Source organism: Thauera mechernichensis, from assembly GCF_029588855.1.
GTDB lineage: Bacteria > Pseudomonadota > Gammaproteobacteria > Burkholderiales > Rhodocyclaceae > Thauera > Thauera mechernichensis.
Map to the genome: position 1 here is coordinate 73663 of NZ_JARQZE010000014.1, position 14451 is coordinate 88113.

Sequence of the window (14451 nt, forward strand, 5' to 3'; positions counted from 1 at the left end):
AACATCCGGAAAGCAAAATGGGCCCTTGCGGGCCCATTTTGATGAAGCGATGAAACGCGCTTACTTGACGCGGTTCTTGTACTCGTCGGTACGGGTGTCGATCTCGATCTTGTCGCCGATCTCGACGAAGGCAGGCACGGGCAGCTCGAAACCGGTACCGATCTTGGCCGGCTTCATGACCTTGCCCGAGGTATCGCCCTTGACGGCGGGTTCGGTATAGACGACCTCGCGCACCACGCTGTTGGGGAGCTCGACCGAAATCGCCTTGCCGTTGTAGAACACCACCTCGCACTGCAGGCCGTCCTCGAGGTACTTGAGGGCGTCGGTCATGTTCTCGGCCTCGACTTCGTACTGCTCGTATTCGGCGTCCATGAACACGTACATCGGGTCGGCAAAGTAGGAGTAGGTGACTTCCTTGCGGTCGAGCACGACCACCTCGAACTTGTCGTCAGCCTTGTAAACCGACTCCGACGGCGCGCCGGTGAGCAGGTTCTTGAGCTTCATCTTGACGACTGCGGCGTTGCGGCCGGACTTGTTGTATTCGGCCTTCTGCACCACCAGCGGGTCGCTGCCGACCATGATGACGTTGCCCGAGCGGAGTTCCTGAGCGGTTTTCATGCTGTTTCCTGAATTGTTCGACGCGGCGCGCGGCCGCATGTCCTTGAAAAAATTAGCCCGCGATTTTACCTCGCGGCGCTGCGGATGTGGAAACAGAATTTTGTCAAGCGGCTGGCGAGATCGGCTGTCGATGCCAGCCGATCGCTCCAGCACCGCGCATGTCCTGCGATCACGGGCAGGGCCTGCTCCAGTGCGTGCCAGGCTTGGCCAGGCGCGATGTCGTCAGCCCCGTTCCAGGCCCGCCAGAAGTCTCCGAGGGCAGCGGCTGCACCTTCTTCCAGGCCATGACAGTAGCGCGCCAGGAAGGCCTCGAGCTTCACGAGGTGGGCGTCATCCTGCTGTGCATAGATCTGCCACACCAGCGGCACTGCAGCCCATTGGGCGCGTACGAATGAGTCCTCGCCGCGAACGAAGTTCAGCGCACAGCTCCATAGCAAGGCGTCGTAACCCGCCTGGTCAGTGAATGGCAGCACACATGTCGTGAGCCGGCCGCGCTCGATACGCTGCCCGGCGTGCAGCGCATCGAGCCCAAGGCCGGCGGCCACATCGCCAAGGATGCGCGACTCCGGCACCAGCAGGGCGACCGGGCGCGTGCCCTGTTGCCAGGCCTCGAGCAGGCCAGCCAGGGCAGCTTGCTCGTAGGCGAACAGCGAGATCCATAGCGTGTCATCCGCAAGGCTGCCCAATCCACGCTCGGCGCGCCATGCCGCCATACCCGCAGGATCGGACCTGAAGCGCTCACGGCGGCCGATCAGGCCGGTCTCTCTCGGCAGGCCGCCGCTTGCCTCGTCGAAACCAGGGAAGAAGAAGTGCTTGACCAGAGGCAGGCGGGGATGCGGCGAGGCAAGGCCGTGACATCCCGCAACCCAGTCTTCGGCCGACAGATACTCGAGGTTGATCCATGCCGGCCGCTCGGCGAGTTTCGCCATCGCCTGCAGATGTACTTCGGGCAGCTCACAGGCAAACGCCTCGATGACGATCTCGCCAGGCACGACGTCCGGGAAAGGCTGCACCCAGTGGCGCAACACCACCCCATCCACTTCGACTCCGCGCGCGGGATCGGCTGCGGCCGCAGCCGGGCAGAGCCGGCCGAGCACGGCCCAATCATCCACCCATAAACGAACCCGCTTGCCGTCGCGATCGGCAAGATCGCGCGCAAGACGCAGGCAAACGCCGATATCCCCAAAGTTATCCACAACCTGACAGAAGATCTCCCACTTCGGCCGCTCGTGCTGCAATCTCACATCCATGCGCTGAACAATCCTGAGGGTAAGAAGAGGCGTGCTTGTGAACAACCGGGGCAAAAGGAAAACAAGCAGAATCGATGAACAATGAAGCCACAGCCCATACAGGCATTTCTCAACGCCTTGTTAGACCGGCAACACCCTTGCTGTGCTTGGCACCCGCCGATTTATCCACAGATTTCGCTCTACTGTTAACTTCTTTATTATTTAAATCAATATAAAAACAAAAGAACAAACCTACACCCTGCCGCCAGCAACCGTGCAAGTCCCGGCCCCCGGAAATCCATCCAGTTGGAATGCATGCAGACCTCGCACCATCCTGCGGTTAGAATCGGGAACGATTCAGCCAAGGCAGGTACCCAGCACGGTTTCGCCGTTCTGGAGGCAATACAAGAGGATCCGACATTGACCAAACGAATCGCCATTCCGCTCCTGATCGGCCTGCTCTCCTCGGGTGCCCAGGCTGCCGGTAGCGGCATAAAGCCAGGCGCGGACGCGCTGCATGCAGAGGACGGGCTGCTCGATACCAGCCGTCACCACGTCAGGGGCTTCTCACTGTGGCTGGGCGAAACCGTCAACGACTGGTTTGGTGACCGGCCATTCGAGGACGGTGGCAAAGTCACACACGGCCGCCTGGGCCTGCGCACGCTATGGCGCCAGGACAATGGCTGGGATACGGGGGTACGCTTCCGTGCGCGCTTCGAATTGCCCAACCTCAAGGACCGCGCCTATCTGTTCATCGGTCGCCAGAACGAGCGCGAGCTGGTCACCGACCAGTCCGAGACCTTCACGCGCGAGCAACAGCTGCTGCTGGAGCGTCGGCGAGACGACCAGACGGGCTTTGCCGGATTGGGCGTGGCACTGCGCAAGAACCTGGATTTTCGGGTCGGTGTGCGTGGCAGCCTGAAAGCCTACGCGCAGGCGCGTTACCGCAAGCAGTGGGCGCTGAGCGATGCCGACAGGATCGAATTCCGCGAGACCGTGTTCTGGACCACACGCGACAAGTTTGGCTCCACCACTTCGCTTGATTACGAACACGCCTTCAACCCCAGGTTGTCGCTGCACTGGAACAACTCGGCGACGATCTCTCAGATCACCGACGACTTTGCCTGGGGTAGCGCACTCGGCCTGTTCCGTAGCTTCGGTGACGACAGGATGCTTTCCGGCGAACTGCTCGTGACCGGCGAGACCGGCAAGCGGGAGAACATCGGCGAATACGGCGCACGCATGAAGTGGGTACAGCCGGTCTATCGCGACTGGCTGATCGGCGAGTTTCTGGTCGGCCATTTCTGGCCGCAGCGCGAGGAGCGCGAACGCGAGCGCTCGTGGGCGGCGGGCGTCAACCTCGAGATGCGTTTCTGATCCGGCATTGCACGCGGATCACATGGATTCGGCAGCGGCCCGGATCGTCCTCGCGACGACCCGGGCCGCGATCCTTCAGGCATAGTCGGCGAGCTGCGCGAGGTCGGCCGCTTCCAGCCAGCGCCACTGCCCGGGCGCCAGCGCCGCGTCCAGCTCCAGGCCGCCGACCCGGCTGCGATGCAAGGCTTCGACCCTGTTGCCGGCAGCGCCGATCATGCGCTTGACCTGATGGTACTTGCCTTCGCAGATCGTCAGCCGCAGCGTGGTCGGGCTGGTGAGTTCGCAGGCGGCGGCAGCAATGGGAGCGGGTTCATCGTGGAGTTCGACGCCAGCCAGCAGCTGCGCGACAAAGTCCTCGCTCACCGCGTGCTTGAGCGTCACCTCATAGACCTTGGGCGTGCGCTTCTTGCCCGAGCTCCACTGGTGGATGAACTGGCCGTCGTCCGACAGCAGCAGCAAGCCCGTGGTGTCCTGGTCCAGCCGGCCCACGCACTGCACGCCGCGCGTCAGCAGCTGCGGTGGCAGCAGAGTGAAGATCGAGGGGTGGAAGGTCGGCTTGTGCGAGCATTCGTAACCGGCCGGCTTGTGCAGCACGACGTAGGCCTGGGCGCGAAAGCGCCACGGCGCCTCATCGACGCTGAACTCGAGTCCGGGCGAGCCATCCTGGCTGCCGGGGTCGAAGTCGGCCTGCGGGTCTTCACACGGGGTGCCGGCGACACTGACTAGGCCGGCGCGGATGAGGGCGCGGCATTCCTTGCGGCTGCCGAAGCCCTGGGCATGGAGTAGGCGTTCGAGTTGCATGGCGCGCATGGTATCCCGGCTCGGGGCGCGAGCGGGTAAACTCCCGGCTTGCCCGCGCGATGTAATCGGGCGCCCGGGAGAAGCCTGTGAAGTTCGAACACCTGATCGAGGTCAACGACCTCAACAACCCCCTGCAGGACCCGCTCACGCGCGAAGCGCTGTGGTTCGGCCTGCTGTGCCGTGCCGAGGATGCGCGTGCCTTCCTGCCCGGGCTGGAAGCCTGCCGTATCGTCGAGCGCCGCGACGACATGCTCGTGCGTGATCTCGACTTCGGCGCGGTCGTCATCCGCGACCGCGTTACCTTCGAGACCCTGCAGTGGATCTGCTTCGAGTCCGAGGCCACTGCGGACCATGCCGGCGGTAGCCTCACCATCAGCGTCGAGGAGCCCCAGCCCGGCGCGCTCTTCCTGCGTTTCCGCTACCAGACCACCCTGCCCGAAGGCGGCGAGGACGCACGCTACGCCGAATTCGTACGTGCGGCCTACCATCGCTCCGACGTCGATACCGTGCGCGTCATCCGCATGATCGCCGAGTCGGGCGGCCTGGAGCAGTAGCCGAACCACGGCTGCACGCAGACCTCACTTCCATCCGCTTCCGCCATGGCCATGCGCCGTGGCCGGAGCGGGTACTCCATTGCATCTCATCAACAGGAAACATCCTCATGTGGTTCAAGAACCTGCAGATCTATCGCCTGCCTGCCGGCTGGGACATTGGCCTCGAGCGCCTCGAAGCGCAGCTTGCCAAGAAGCCCTTCCACCCCTGCGGCAGCCAGGACATGGAAAGCCGCGGCTGGCTGTCGCCGCTCGGCAACGAAGTCCTCGTGCATGCCGTGGGCGGGCAATGGCTGGTCTGCCTGGGCTTCGAGCATCGCCTGCTGCCTTCGGCCGTGGTCAAGCAGGAGGCCGATGAGCGCGCAGAGGAACTGGCCGAGCAGCAGGGCTACAAGCTCGGCCGCAAGCAACTGAAGGAACTGCGCGAGCAGATCACCCAGGAACTGTTGCCGCGCGCATTCACCCGCCGCCGCCGCATGTATGCCTGGATCGACCCGGTCAATGGCTGGCTGGTCATCGATGCGGCCAGCCAGAGCAAGGCCGAAGACATGCTCGAGCAACTGCGCCACACCCTCGACAGCTTCCCGCTCACGCTCCTGCGCACCGAGCTCTCGCCGATGTCGGCGATGGCGGACTGGCTGGCGGGCGGCGAAGCCCCCGAGGGGTTCACGATCGACCAGGATTGCGAACTGCGCTCGGTGAGCGAGGACAAGGCCGCAGTGCGCTATGTGCGCCACCCCCTTGAGGGAGACGAGGTCAAGGGCCACCTCGAAGCCGGCAAGCTGCCGACCCGGCTTGCACTGACCTTCGATGACCGCGTCAGCTTCGTGCTCACCGAGAAGCTGGAGATCAAGCGCGTGGATTTCCTGGACATCGTACGCGACCAGGTCGATGGCGATGCTGACGATGCCGAGGCCTTGTTCAACGCCGAGTTCGCACTCATGACGGGTGAGCTCGTGCATCTGCTGCCTGCAGTCGTGCGTGCCCTGGGCGGCGAACTCGCGAACATGGCGGTCGAATCCCAGGTCGATTCCTCCCTCGCGCCTGCTCCGTCCCCGGCGGCCGTGACGGCAGACGATCCTCCGTTCTGAGTCTTGCCCCGGACGATTCATGAAGGCGCTTCCAGGCTGAGGCTCCGGTTTGCGTGAGTTGGGCATGGTTCCTGCTGCTGCAGCTTGAAGGCGAGCGCTGACGCGTTCCTGGAGCAGCAGGAGCAACAGGGCTCGGGCCACAGGCAAGCTGGAACTCAGTTTTGGAGCAAATTCATGAAATCGATACAAGGGCGGATCGCCGCCCTCGGCAGCGCTTGCCTGTTGGGCACGGCGATCAGTCTGGTGATCTACGGTGTCGTTTCTGAGCGCAATACGCGCGACCTGGTCTCATCGCGCGTTGGCGATCTGATCCAGGAAAACACTGCCGAGAGCCTCAAGAATCTGGCCTGGGCACACGCAGGCGTCATTCAAAGCAAGTTCGACCTCGCGCTGGACGCCGCGCGGACCATGGCGCATGTCTTCGAGGTGGGCAAGAAGGCCGGCACCCTGGATCGTGACGGTATCAACGCCGTCCTGTACCACGTCCTCGTCAACAACCCTGAGTTCAACGGCACCTACTCCAACTGGGAGCCTGACGCGCTCGATGGCCTGGATACCATGTTCCGTACCGGCGAGGACGGCAACAACCGCCAGACCGGGCGTTTCACGCCGTACTGGAACCGTGGCCAGGATGGTCGAATCGCCGTCCAGCCCCTGGTCGAATACGACACCATGGACCGCCATCCGAACGGCGTGCTCAAGGGCGGCTGGTACATCGGACCGCGCGAGAACCACCGTGAAAGCGTACTCGATCCTTTCCCCTACATCGTGCAGGGCAAGTCGGTCTGGCTGACGACGCTATCGGTCCCGATCATGGTCGACCAGCGCTTCATGGGCGTTGCGGGTACCGACTACAACCTCGACTTTGTGCAGAAACTCGCCGAGCAAGCGGATCGCGAACTCTTCGGCGGGCAGGGCGAAGTCACGATCATCAGCAATGTCGGCCTTGTCGTTGCCGACAGCGAACACCCGGATCGCATCGGCCAGGCCTTCGCGCGCAGCGATGCAGACGACGCCGGGCTGCTCAAGGACGTTAAGGAAGGCCGTGCAAGGGGCTGGATCGACGAACGCGGCGGCACCATGAGCGCCATTGCACCGATCGTGCTCGGGCGCACTGAGCGGCCCTGGGCGGTGCTGGTGACGGTGCCGCAGGAGGTCGTGCTCGCCAAGGCCCAGCAGCTCGATCAGGAGATCCAGCAACGTGGCGAATCGAGCACGATCTGGCAGATCATGGTCGGGCTGGTCGTCACCGTGGTGGCGACCACATTGCTCTGGTTCGTTGCCGGCAGCATCGCGCGCCCGATCCGCGCCGCCGCCGATTTTGCCCGCGCAGTGCTGGCGGGTGATTTCTCGCGCCGATTCAGGCATGAATCCAAGGACGAAGTCGGACAACTGGCGACAGCGCTCGACGAGATGTCGCAGAGTTTGCTCGCCAAGGCCAGGCTTGCGGAACAGATCAGTGAAGGCAATCTCGACCTCAATGTCCCCCTGGCCTCCGAGCGCGACCAGCTGGGCTTGGCCTTGCGACAGATGCTCAATGGCCTCAATAACCTGGTGTTCGAGTTGCAGGGAGGATCCGAGCGGATCAACGGCAATGCAGGAAAGGTGGCTGGTCTCAGCAAGACCCTGTCCGAAGGAGCGGCTCGCTCGGCCGCATCGATCACCGAGATCGCAGGCTCGATCGGGCAGATGAGCGAGCAGATCAAGCTCAATGCGCAGAATGCGACGCAGGCCGAGCGCTACTCTCAGGAATCCCAGGCTGCCGCGCGCGCAGGCAGCGAGCACATGGCCGAGATGACCGGGGCCATGAGTGAGATTCGTGCAGCGGGGGAGCGCATCAACGACATCATCAATGCCATCAACGAGATCACCATGCAGACCAATCTGCTGGCCCTCAACGCGGCAATCGAGGCGGCGCGGGCTGGCGAACAGGGGCGTGGCTTCGCAGTGGTCGCCGACGAGGTCCGCAAGCTTGCGTCGCGCAGTTCCGAAGCCGCTGGCCAGGCTGCAACACTGATCGGGGAGTCGGCTGCCAAGACCGAGCGCGGTATCGAGATCGCCGCCCGCACCGCAGCAACGCTCAACGATATCGTGCTCAGTGCAGAACGCGTTTCTGGACTCATCTCCCGTATTGCCGGCGCGTCGCAGCAGCAGTCATCGTCGATTGACGAGGTCAACGTGGGCTTGGGGCAGATCGATGGTGTCACGCGGCGTACCAACGACAACGCCGGCGACTGCAGTGGTGCGGCTGGTGAGTTGCTGCAACAGGCCGAGAACCTCAAGAGCCTGGTTGGTCGTTTCCGAAGCAGACAACAGCTCTGATTCGTTTGCAGCCGGCCTTCAAGGGCTTATGGAGGATACGGATGTTGGTGTACACAGCTTTTAAATATAAATAAAGACTGTAAACATAGTGTACCGACGTTTTCTGTTGATAAGCCACTTTTCAACTTACTAAACAATGGCTTGAAGTATGTAGAAGAAGGTGCACAGACGCTCGGTGAAGGTAGGACGGTTTGTTGATGAAAAACGCCCGGACGGTGACAGCCATCGTTATCCACAATCCGTGCCAGTGCCTGTGCACAGTTTGTTCACTCACCGAGGTTTGATTCCGCTCATTGTGTGCGGCCGTGCAAGGTGCAGAATCCGGTTCTTGCAGAACCGAACAAACCCTGAGGATCAGACATGAAGCTCAAGCACTTGAAGATGGGGCGCTCCCTGGCGATGGCTCTCGCGTTATCGACGATGTCGGCCGGCGCGATGGCGCAGAACTTCGTCACCAGCAAGGCAGAGGTCGAGCAGTTGTTGAGTGGAGCGACCTTCATCGGCGTCTATCTGCGTACCGAATCGGCCTACACACTCAAGTTCGGAACCGATGGCATGCTTACCGACACCACCGGTGCCAAGGCGCGCTGGTGGGTCGACGATGAGGCTCGCTACTGCCGCGAATGGCTGGATGGCAAGCTCAAGGGCAACACCGGCTGCATGAACGTGGAGCTCGAGGACGGCCAGGTCGCGCTGTATTCCGAGGGCAAGAAGGTGGTCGAGGGCATCATCGCCGGCAACTAAGGCCATGCGGCTGCTGATAGCCTATTCGACGGTGGATGGCCATACGCTCGAGATCTGCGAGCGCATCGCGGACATCGCGCGTGCGGCTGCCCACACGCCGGAGGTGGTCGAGATCGGGTCGGTGTCGGCGACGCAGGTGGCGACTTGCGACTGCGTCGTGATCGGTGCCAGCATCCGCTATGGCGCCCACCGTCCCGCAGTGAAGACCTTCATCGAGCGCTATCGAACCGAGCTCGAGGGGCGGCCGAATGCCTTCTTCTCGGTCAATGCGGTGGCGCGCAAGCCGCACAAGCGCGATGCAGACACCAACCCCTATGTGCGCAAGTTCCTGCGCCAGATCGGCTGGAAGCCGCAACGGGTAGCGGTGTTCGGCGGCAAGATCGAGTATCCGCGCTATGGGGTATTCGACCGCAGCCTGATTCGCCTGATCATGTGGATGACCGGCGGGCCGACCGACCCGCGCTCGGTCACCGACTTCACAGACTGGGCGCAGGTCGAGCGCTTCGCGCGTAAGCTCATCGCCTGATGGGGTGGCAGGCTTGGCCTGCCACCATGCGGCGGTTGCTTCAGCCCAGCACTTCGCCGTGCTCGCGCGTGGCGTGGAACATCACCTTGGGCCACTTCTCAGCGGTCACTTCCAGGTTGTAGCGGCTGGTGGCGAGGTACACCGGGTTGCCGTCGATGTCCTTGCCCAGGCGTAGCGCCTGCTCGCGCTCGAAGTTGCGACGGGTGACGTCGTCGGGGAAAGTCAGCCAGCGCGCGGTGTGGATGTCGGCGGGCTCGAAGATCGCATCGACCTTGTACTCGTCCTTCAGACGCTGGGCGACGATCTCGAACTGCAGCACGCCGACCGCGCCGAGCAGCATCTGGCCGCCTTCGAGTTCGAAGACCTGGATCGCACCCTCCTCGCCCAGCTCCTGCAGGCCCTTCTGCAGCTGCTTGGACTTGAGCGGATCGCGCAGGCGGGCCGCACGGAACATTTCCGGGGAAAAGTACGGAATACCCTTGAAGCCGAGGTTCTCGCCTTCGGTCAGGGTGTCGCCGATCTGCAGCTGGCCGTGGTTGTGGATGCCGACGATGTCGCCGGCCACGCCGTCCTCCATGATCACACGCTCGTTGGCCATGAACGTGAGCACGTTGGCGAGCTTCATGTCGCGCCCTGCGCGCACGTGCTTGACCTTCATGCCGGTGCTGTAGCGGCCGGAGCAGATGCGGAAGAAGGCGATGCGGTCGCGGTGTTTCGGATCCATGTTGGCCTGGATCTTGAATACGAAGCCGGTGAAGGCGGGCTCGGCCGGCTGCACCATGCGCGTGCCGCCATCGCGCGCCTGCGGCGGCGGCGCCCAGTCGATCAGCGACTGCAGGATCTCCTGCACGCCGAAGTTGTTGATGCCCGAGCCGAAGAACACCGGGCTCTGCTTGCCGGCAAGGAAGTCGTCGAGATCGAAGGGCGGCGAGGCGCCGTCGATCAGCTCGACGTCCTCGCGCAACTGGCCGACCTCGAGCGGGAAGCGCTTGTCGAGTTCGGGATTGTCCAGGCCCTTGATGATCTCGCCGTCACTGCGGCGCTCTTCGCCTGGGGTGAAGGTCAGCACCTGTTGCTGCAGCAGGTGATACACACCGCGGAAGGCCTTGCCCATGCCCAGCGGCCAGGTCACCGGCGCGCAGGTGATCTTGAGCACGTCCTCGATCTCGGCGAGCAGCTCGAAGGGCTCGCGCACTTCGCGGTCGAGCTTATTCACGAAGGTGATGATCGGCGTGTTGCGCAGGCGGCACACGTTGAGCAGCTTGATCGTCTGCGCCTCGACGCCCTTGGCGGCGTCGATCACCATCACCGCGGCGTCCACCGCGGTGAGCACGCGGTAGGTGTCTTCCGAGAAGTCCTCGTGGCCCGGGGTGTCGAGCAGGTTGATGGTGTGGCCCTGGTACTCGAACTGCATCACCGAGCTGGTCACCGAGATGCCGCGCTGCTTCTCTACCTCCATCCAGTCCGATGTGGCGTGGCGCGCGGACTTGCGCGCCTTCACCGTGCCGGCGAGCTGGATGGCGCCGCCGAACAGCAGCAGCTTCTCGGTCAGCGTGGTCTTGCCCGCGTCGGGGTGGGAAATGATGGCGAAGGTGCGGCGCTTTTCGACATCGCGCAGCAGCTCGGGCGGGTAAGGGGTGGTGGTCATCGTGGCTCGTCGGCGAAAAGAAAACCGCCTGCGCGCGATGAGCGAGGCGGGACAAGCGCAATTCTACCAAGCAATCAGGAGCTTCCGACGCAGATGGGGTGTCGCCAGCCGCGACGAGTTGAAGGTGATGAGGCTGAGGCACCGCCCCAGAAGCTCGCGACTACAGCAGGGTTACGCGCCGCGCGGCTTTCCGTGTGGGAGCGGCGCCAGCCGCGAGGGGTCGAGGGAGATCAAGTACAGGTGGGCGAACCACGATGGCCCGCCCTCGTCCTTCAGCGCTGCTTGCCGACCTGATCGCCGATCACGCCGCCAATCGCGGCACCACCGACCGTGCCGAGGATGCCACCGTCGGTGACCACCGCACCGGCGACACCGCCCACACCTGCACCGATCACGGCGCTCTTCTCGCGTGAGGACATGCCATCCCAGGTTGCACAGCCGGTTGCGGCAATGGTGATCAGTACAGCGGGAATGAGGGTTCGCATCTTCATGATTGCCTCCTTTGCGTTGTTGGAGAACAGCACGGCGTTTGGCGGAATGCTGTTTCATGCGAGCAGTATGAACAGCCGCAGCGCATGAAATTCCCGAGCAGCGTTTCAATTTGTTTCCCGTGGTGGCAGCGGGAGGCGTTCTGGAATGGGCTCCGATACGCATGTCTGGCGGGATCTCGGCTCATCGCCGGATGGCTTCGCGGTGCATCGGCCTGGAATACATTCCGATTCATGTCTGCGTCCCAGGCAAGTGTGTTGATCCGACTTGAGGCGATCGATCGCTACTTGTCTGTCCCCGCGCTGCGCGGCAGCATGTGGTGCTCATCAGTTGCCGGCCTGTAGCCATGTTCCTGCTCGATGCGTCACTTGCGCAGTCCATCGTCGATCGCGCGATGCAGATCCTGCGCACCAACGTCAATGTGATGGACGAGCGCGGCCTCATCATCGCCAGCGGCGACCGCACGCGAATCGGTACCCGCCACGATGGCGCCCTGCTCGTGCTCGCCCAGGCGCGCACGATCGAGATCGACGAGGCCATGGCGAGCCGCTTGCAGGACGCACGGGCAGGCATCAACCTGCCCTTGCGCGCAGAAGGCCGGGTCGTCGGGGTGGTTGGCCTGAGCGGTGACCCGGCGGCAATGCGCGAGCATGCCGAGCTGGTGCGCATGGCGGCCGAGACCATGCTCGAACAGGCGCAGTGGCTGCAGACGCTCGCGCGTGACGAGCGCTTGCGCGACGAACTCGTGCTGCAACTGATCGGTGTCGCACCCGCTGCGGCAGGCCTGGAGGCGTGGGCGCATCAGCTCCGCATCGACCTTGCGCAGCCGCGGGCGGCAATACTTGTCGAGCTGGCCGACGAAGTGCTCGATGCGGATGGCTTGCTCGCCTGTCAGCAGCGGCTTCGCCGTGTGCTGGCATCGGCCGTGCCCGGGCTGTTGTGTGCGGCCGTCTCGTTGCGCGAACTGGCCGTGCTGTGGCCGCAGGCGGACGTCGACAGGCAGCCGGACGGGTTACGCGCGCTGCTCGATAAGCTACAGCTGCGCCTGGTGGATGTGGCTGGCGGCCCCGTGCGCCTCGCCCTGGGTGGCCATTTTGGCGGTAGCGAGGGCTTGGCGCGCGCCTGGCAATCTGCGCGCGCCACGCTTCAGGCAGGTCGACGCCACCGTCCGCAGGACGTCGTACTGTGCTACGACGAGCTCACACTGCCTGTCCTGCTTTCCGGCCTGGGCGAGGGCTGGCGCGCGGAGGAGCTGCAGCGACCCCTGCGCAGGCTGGCCGAACATGACCGCGAAGGCCAGCTGCGGCGCACGCTCGCGACCTGGTTCGCCCACGACATGAAGGCAGTACCGAGTGCGGCAGCGCTGCATGTGCATCGAAACACGCTCGATTACCGCCTGCGCAAGGTTGGCGAGCTCACTGGGCTAGACCTCTCGCGCCTTGGCGATTGCCTGCTGCTGTTCATCGGCCTCGAACTCGATCGAAGCCTGAGTTTGTAATAAATCACAATTTACACTCTTTTTAGACCGTTTTTATTGTGATTTAAATGGAGGTGAGGGTGTGTGAAAGCCACTAAGCTCTCTGTCAGCGGACATCCAGGCCGCAGTGACCGGAGACAGCCCATGAACAAGATCGTCATTGCCCCCGATTCATACAAGGAGAGCCTTTCGGCGCTGGAAGTGGCGCACGCCGTCGAGGCAGGCTTCCGCCAGGTCTTTCCCGATGCCGAGTACGTTCTGGTGCCGGTGGCCGACGGCGGTGAGGGTACGGTCGATGCCATGGTCGCCGCGACCGATGGGCGCCGCGAGAAGGTCACCGTCACGGGTCCGCTTGGTGATCGCGTCGAAGCCTTTTACGGCCTCACCGGCGATGGCGACACCGCTGTGATCGAGATGGCCGCGGCCAGCGGCCTCGCCCTGGTGCCGCCGGCACGTCGTGATCCGCGCCTCACCACCTCGCGCGGCACCGGGGAACTGATCCGCGCAGCGCTCGACGCCGGCGCGCGCCGCTTCATCCTCGGCATCGGCGGCAGTGCCACCAACGACGGTGGTGCGGGCATGGTGCAGGCGCTTGGCGCCCGCTTGCTCGATGCGCAGGGGCGGGACATCGGCGCTGGCGGCGGTGCGCTCGCCGCGCTCGCGCGCATCGACGTCTCCGCGCTCGACCCCCGCCTGGCCGAGTGCCGCATCGAGGTTGCGTGCGACGTGGATAACCCGCTCACCGGTGCGCGCGGTGCCTCGGCGGTGTTCGGCCCGCAGAAGGGCGCCACGCCAGCGATGGTGCAGACCCTGGACGCCAACCTCGCCCACCTGGCCCGCATCGTCGAGCGCGACCTCGGCGTGGCGGTCGATAGCGTGCCTGGCGCGGGCGCAGCCGGTGGCACTGGGGCGGCGATGCTGGCCTTTTTCGGCGCCAGCCTGAAGCCCGGCATCGAGATCGTCACTGCCGCAGTGGATCTCGATGCCCATGTGCGCGATGCCGATCTGGTGATCACAGGCGAAGGCCGCATCGACTTCCAGACGGTCCATGGCAAGACCCCCATCGGGGTCGCTCGCGTCGCCAAGCGCCACGGCAAGCCGGTGATCGGCATCGCCGGTTCGCTCGGTGCCAATGTCGGTGTGGTCCACGCACACGGCATCGATGCCGTGTTCAGCGTGCTCAGCAGGCCATGCACGCTGGATGAGGCGCTCGGTGAAGCCGCCGCCAACGTCGAGCTGACAGCGCGTAACGTGGCGGCAGTGCTGCGCCTGGGCGCCCTTGCCCAGTCCTGAACATGAACCTGCCTGATTCACTGGAGAACACGATGCACGCTGACCCCCTGCTGACCAAGGACCACCCATTGCGCGAGGACATCCGCCTGCTCGGGCGTGTCCTGGGCGATACCGTGCGCGAGCAGGAGGGCGATGCGACCTTCGACTGCATCGAACAGATCCGCCAGAACTCGGTGCGCTTCCGCCGCGACGACGACATTGCGGCCCGGCGCGAGCTCGAGGACATCCTCGATGCGCTGTCGCGCGACCAGACGATCCAGGTCGTGCGCGCCTTCAGCTACTTCT

Annotated in this window: 14 protein-coding genes; 9 read left to right on the forward strand and 5 right to left on the reverse strand. The window is 63.9% G+C overall.

The window, feature by feature from the left end:
• Window positions 1-60 precede the first annotated feature (60 nt).
• Both efp and earP read right to left on the reverse strand, forming a co-directional pair.
• Window positions 61-618, reverse strand: coding sequence for an elongation factor P (efp, locus tag P7F68_RS15800; RefSeq protein WP_002943459.1), 558 nt, complete (start codon window positions 616-618; stop codon window positions 61-63).
• Window positions 619-683: 65 nt separating this feature from the next.
• On the reverse strand, window positions 684-1868 hold the full coding sequence (gene earP / locus P7F68_RS15805; protein WP_002943460.1) for an elongation factor P maturation arginine rhamnosyltransferase EarP: 1185 nt from the start codon (window positions 1866-1868) through the stop codon (window positions 684-686).
• A gap of 399 nt (window positions 1869-2267) precedes the next feature.
• Here earP and P7F68_RS15810 point away from each other — a divergent pair, with 399 nt between their 5' ends.
• Window positions 2268-3224: a hypothetical protein gene (locus P7F68_RS15810; protein WP_002943462.1), complete on the forward strand. Its 957-nt coding sequence runs from the start codon at window positions 2268-2270 to the stop codon at window positions 3222-3224.
• A gap of 75 nt (window positions 3225-3299) precedes the next feature.
• Here P7F68_RS15810 and P7F68_RS15815 read toward each other — a convergent pair whose 3' ends face one another.
• Entirely contained in the window at window positions 3300-4034 is a 735-nt protein-coding gene (locus tag P7F68_RS15815) for a 16S rRNA pseudouridine(516) synthase (RefSeq protein ID WP_270068910.1), read from the reverse strand.
• Window positions 4035-4111: 77 nt separating this feature from the next.
• Between P7F68_RS15815 and P7F68_RS15820 the strand changes: the two genes are divergently transcribed.
• The 5 genes from P7F68_RS15820 (at window position 4112) to hemG (ending at window position 9259) form a co-directional block, all read left to right on the forward strand.
• Window positions 4112-4579: an SRPBCC family protein gene (locus P7F68_RS15820; protein WP_277834568.1), complete on the forward strand. Its 468-nt coding sequence runs from the start codon at window positions 4112-4114 to the stop codon at window positions 4577-4579.
• 107 nt (window positions 4580-4686) lie between these two features.
• A complete protein-coding gene (locus tag P7F68_RS15825) occupies window positions 4687-5667 on the forward strand; it encodes a recombination-associated protein RdgC (protein ID WP_270068909.1) in 981 nt (326 codons plus the stop codon).
• 174 nt (window positions 5668-5841) lie between these two features.
• Window positions 5842-7989 (forward strand): methyl-accepting chemotaxis protein, encoded by a 2148-nt coding sequence (locus P7F68_RS15830; RefSeq protein ID WP_277834572.1) that lies wholly within the window; start codon window positions 5842-5844, stop codon window positions 7987-7989.
• Between the two features lie 360 nt (window positions 7990-8349).
• On the forward strand, window positions 8350-8733 hold the full coding sequence (locus P7F68_RS15835; protein ID WP_277834574.1) for a hypothetical protein: 384 nt from the start codon (window positions 8350-8352) through the stop codon (window positions 8731-8733).
• A gap of 4 nt (window positions 8734-8737) precedes the next feature.
• Window positions 8738-9259 carry a menaquinone-dependent protoporphyrinogen IX dehydrogenase gene (hemG, locus tag P7F68_RS15840; protein ID WP_002943477.1) on the forward strand — a complete coding sequence of 174 codons (522 nt, stop codon included), beginning with the start codon at window positions 8738-8740 and terminating at the stop codon, window positions 9257-9259.
• A 40-nt stretch (window positions 9260-9299) separates the two neighbouring features.
• Here hemG and P7F68_RS15845 read toward each other — a convergent pair whose 3' ends face one another.
• Both P7F68_RS15845 and P7F68_RS15850 read right to left on the reverse strand, forming a co-directional pair.
• Window positions 9300-10907, reverse strand: a complete 1608-nt coding sequence (locus P7F68_RS15845; RefSeq protein ID WP_277834576.1) for a peptide chain release factor 3 — start codon at window positions 10905-10907, stop codon at window positions 9300-9302.
• A gap of 272 nt (window positions 10908-11179) precedes the next feature.
• Complete coding sequence (locus P7F68_RS15850) at window positions 11180-11398, reverse strand: glycine zipper 2TM domain-containing protein (RefSeq protein ID WP_037983081.1); 219 nt, start codon at window positions 11396-11398, stop codon at window positions 11180-11182.
• 344 nt (window positions 11399-11742) lie between these two features.
• Between P7F68_RS15850 and P7F68_RS15855 the strand changes: the two genes are divergently transcribed.
• The 3 genes from P7F68_RS15855 to P7F68_RS15865 all read left to right on the forward strand — a co-directional run.
• Entirely contained in the window at window positions 11743-12894 is a 1152-nt protein-coding gene (locus P7F68_RS15855; RefSeq protein WP_277834580.1) for a sugar diacid recognition domain-containing protein, read from the forward strand.
• 123 nt (window positions 12895-13017) lie between these two features.
• Window positions 13018-14166: a glycerate kinase gene (locus tag P7F68_RS15860; protein WP_002932147.1), complete on the forward strand. Its 1149-nt coding sequence runs from the start codon at window positions 13018-13020 to the stop codon at window positions 14164-14166.
• A 32-nt stretch (window positions 14167-14198) separates the two neighbouring features.
• The coding region (locus tag P7F68_RS15865; protein ID WP_277834583.1) for a phosphoenolpyruvate carboxylase at window positions 14199-14451 on the forward strand (253 nt) is incomplete at its 3' end.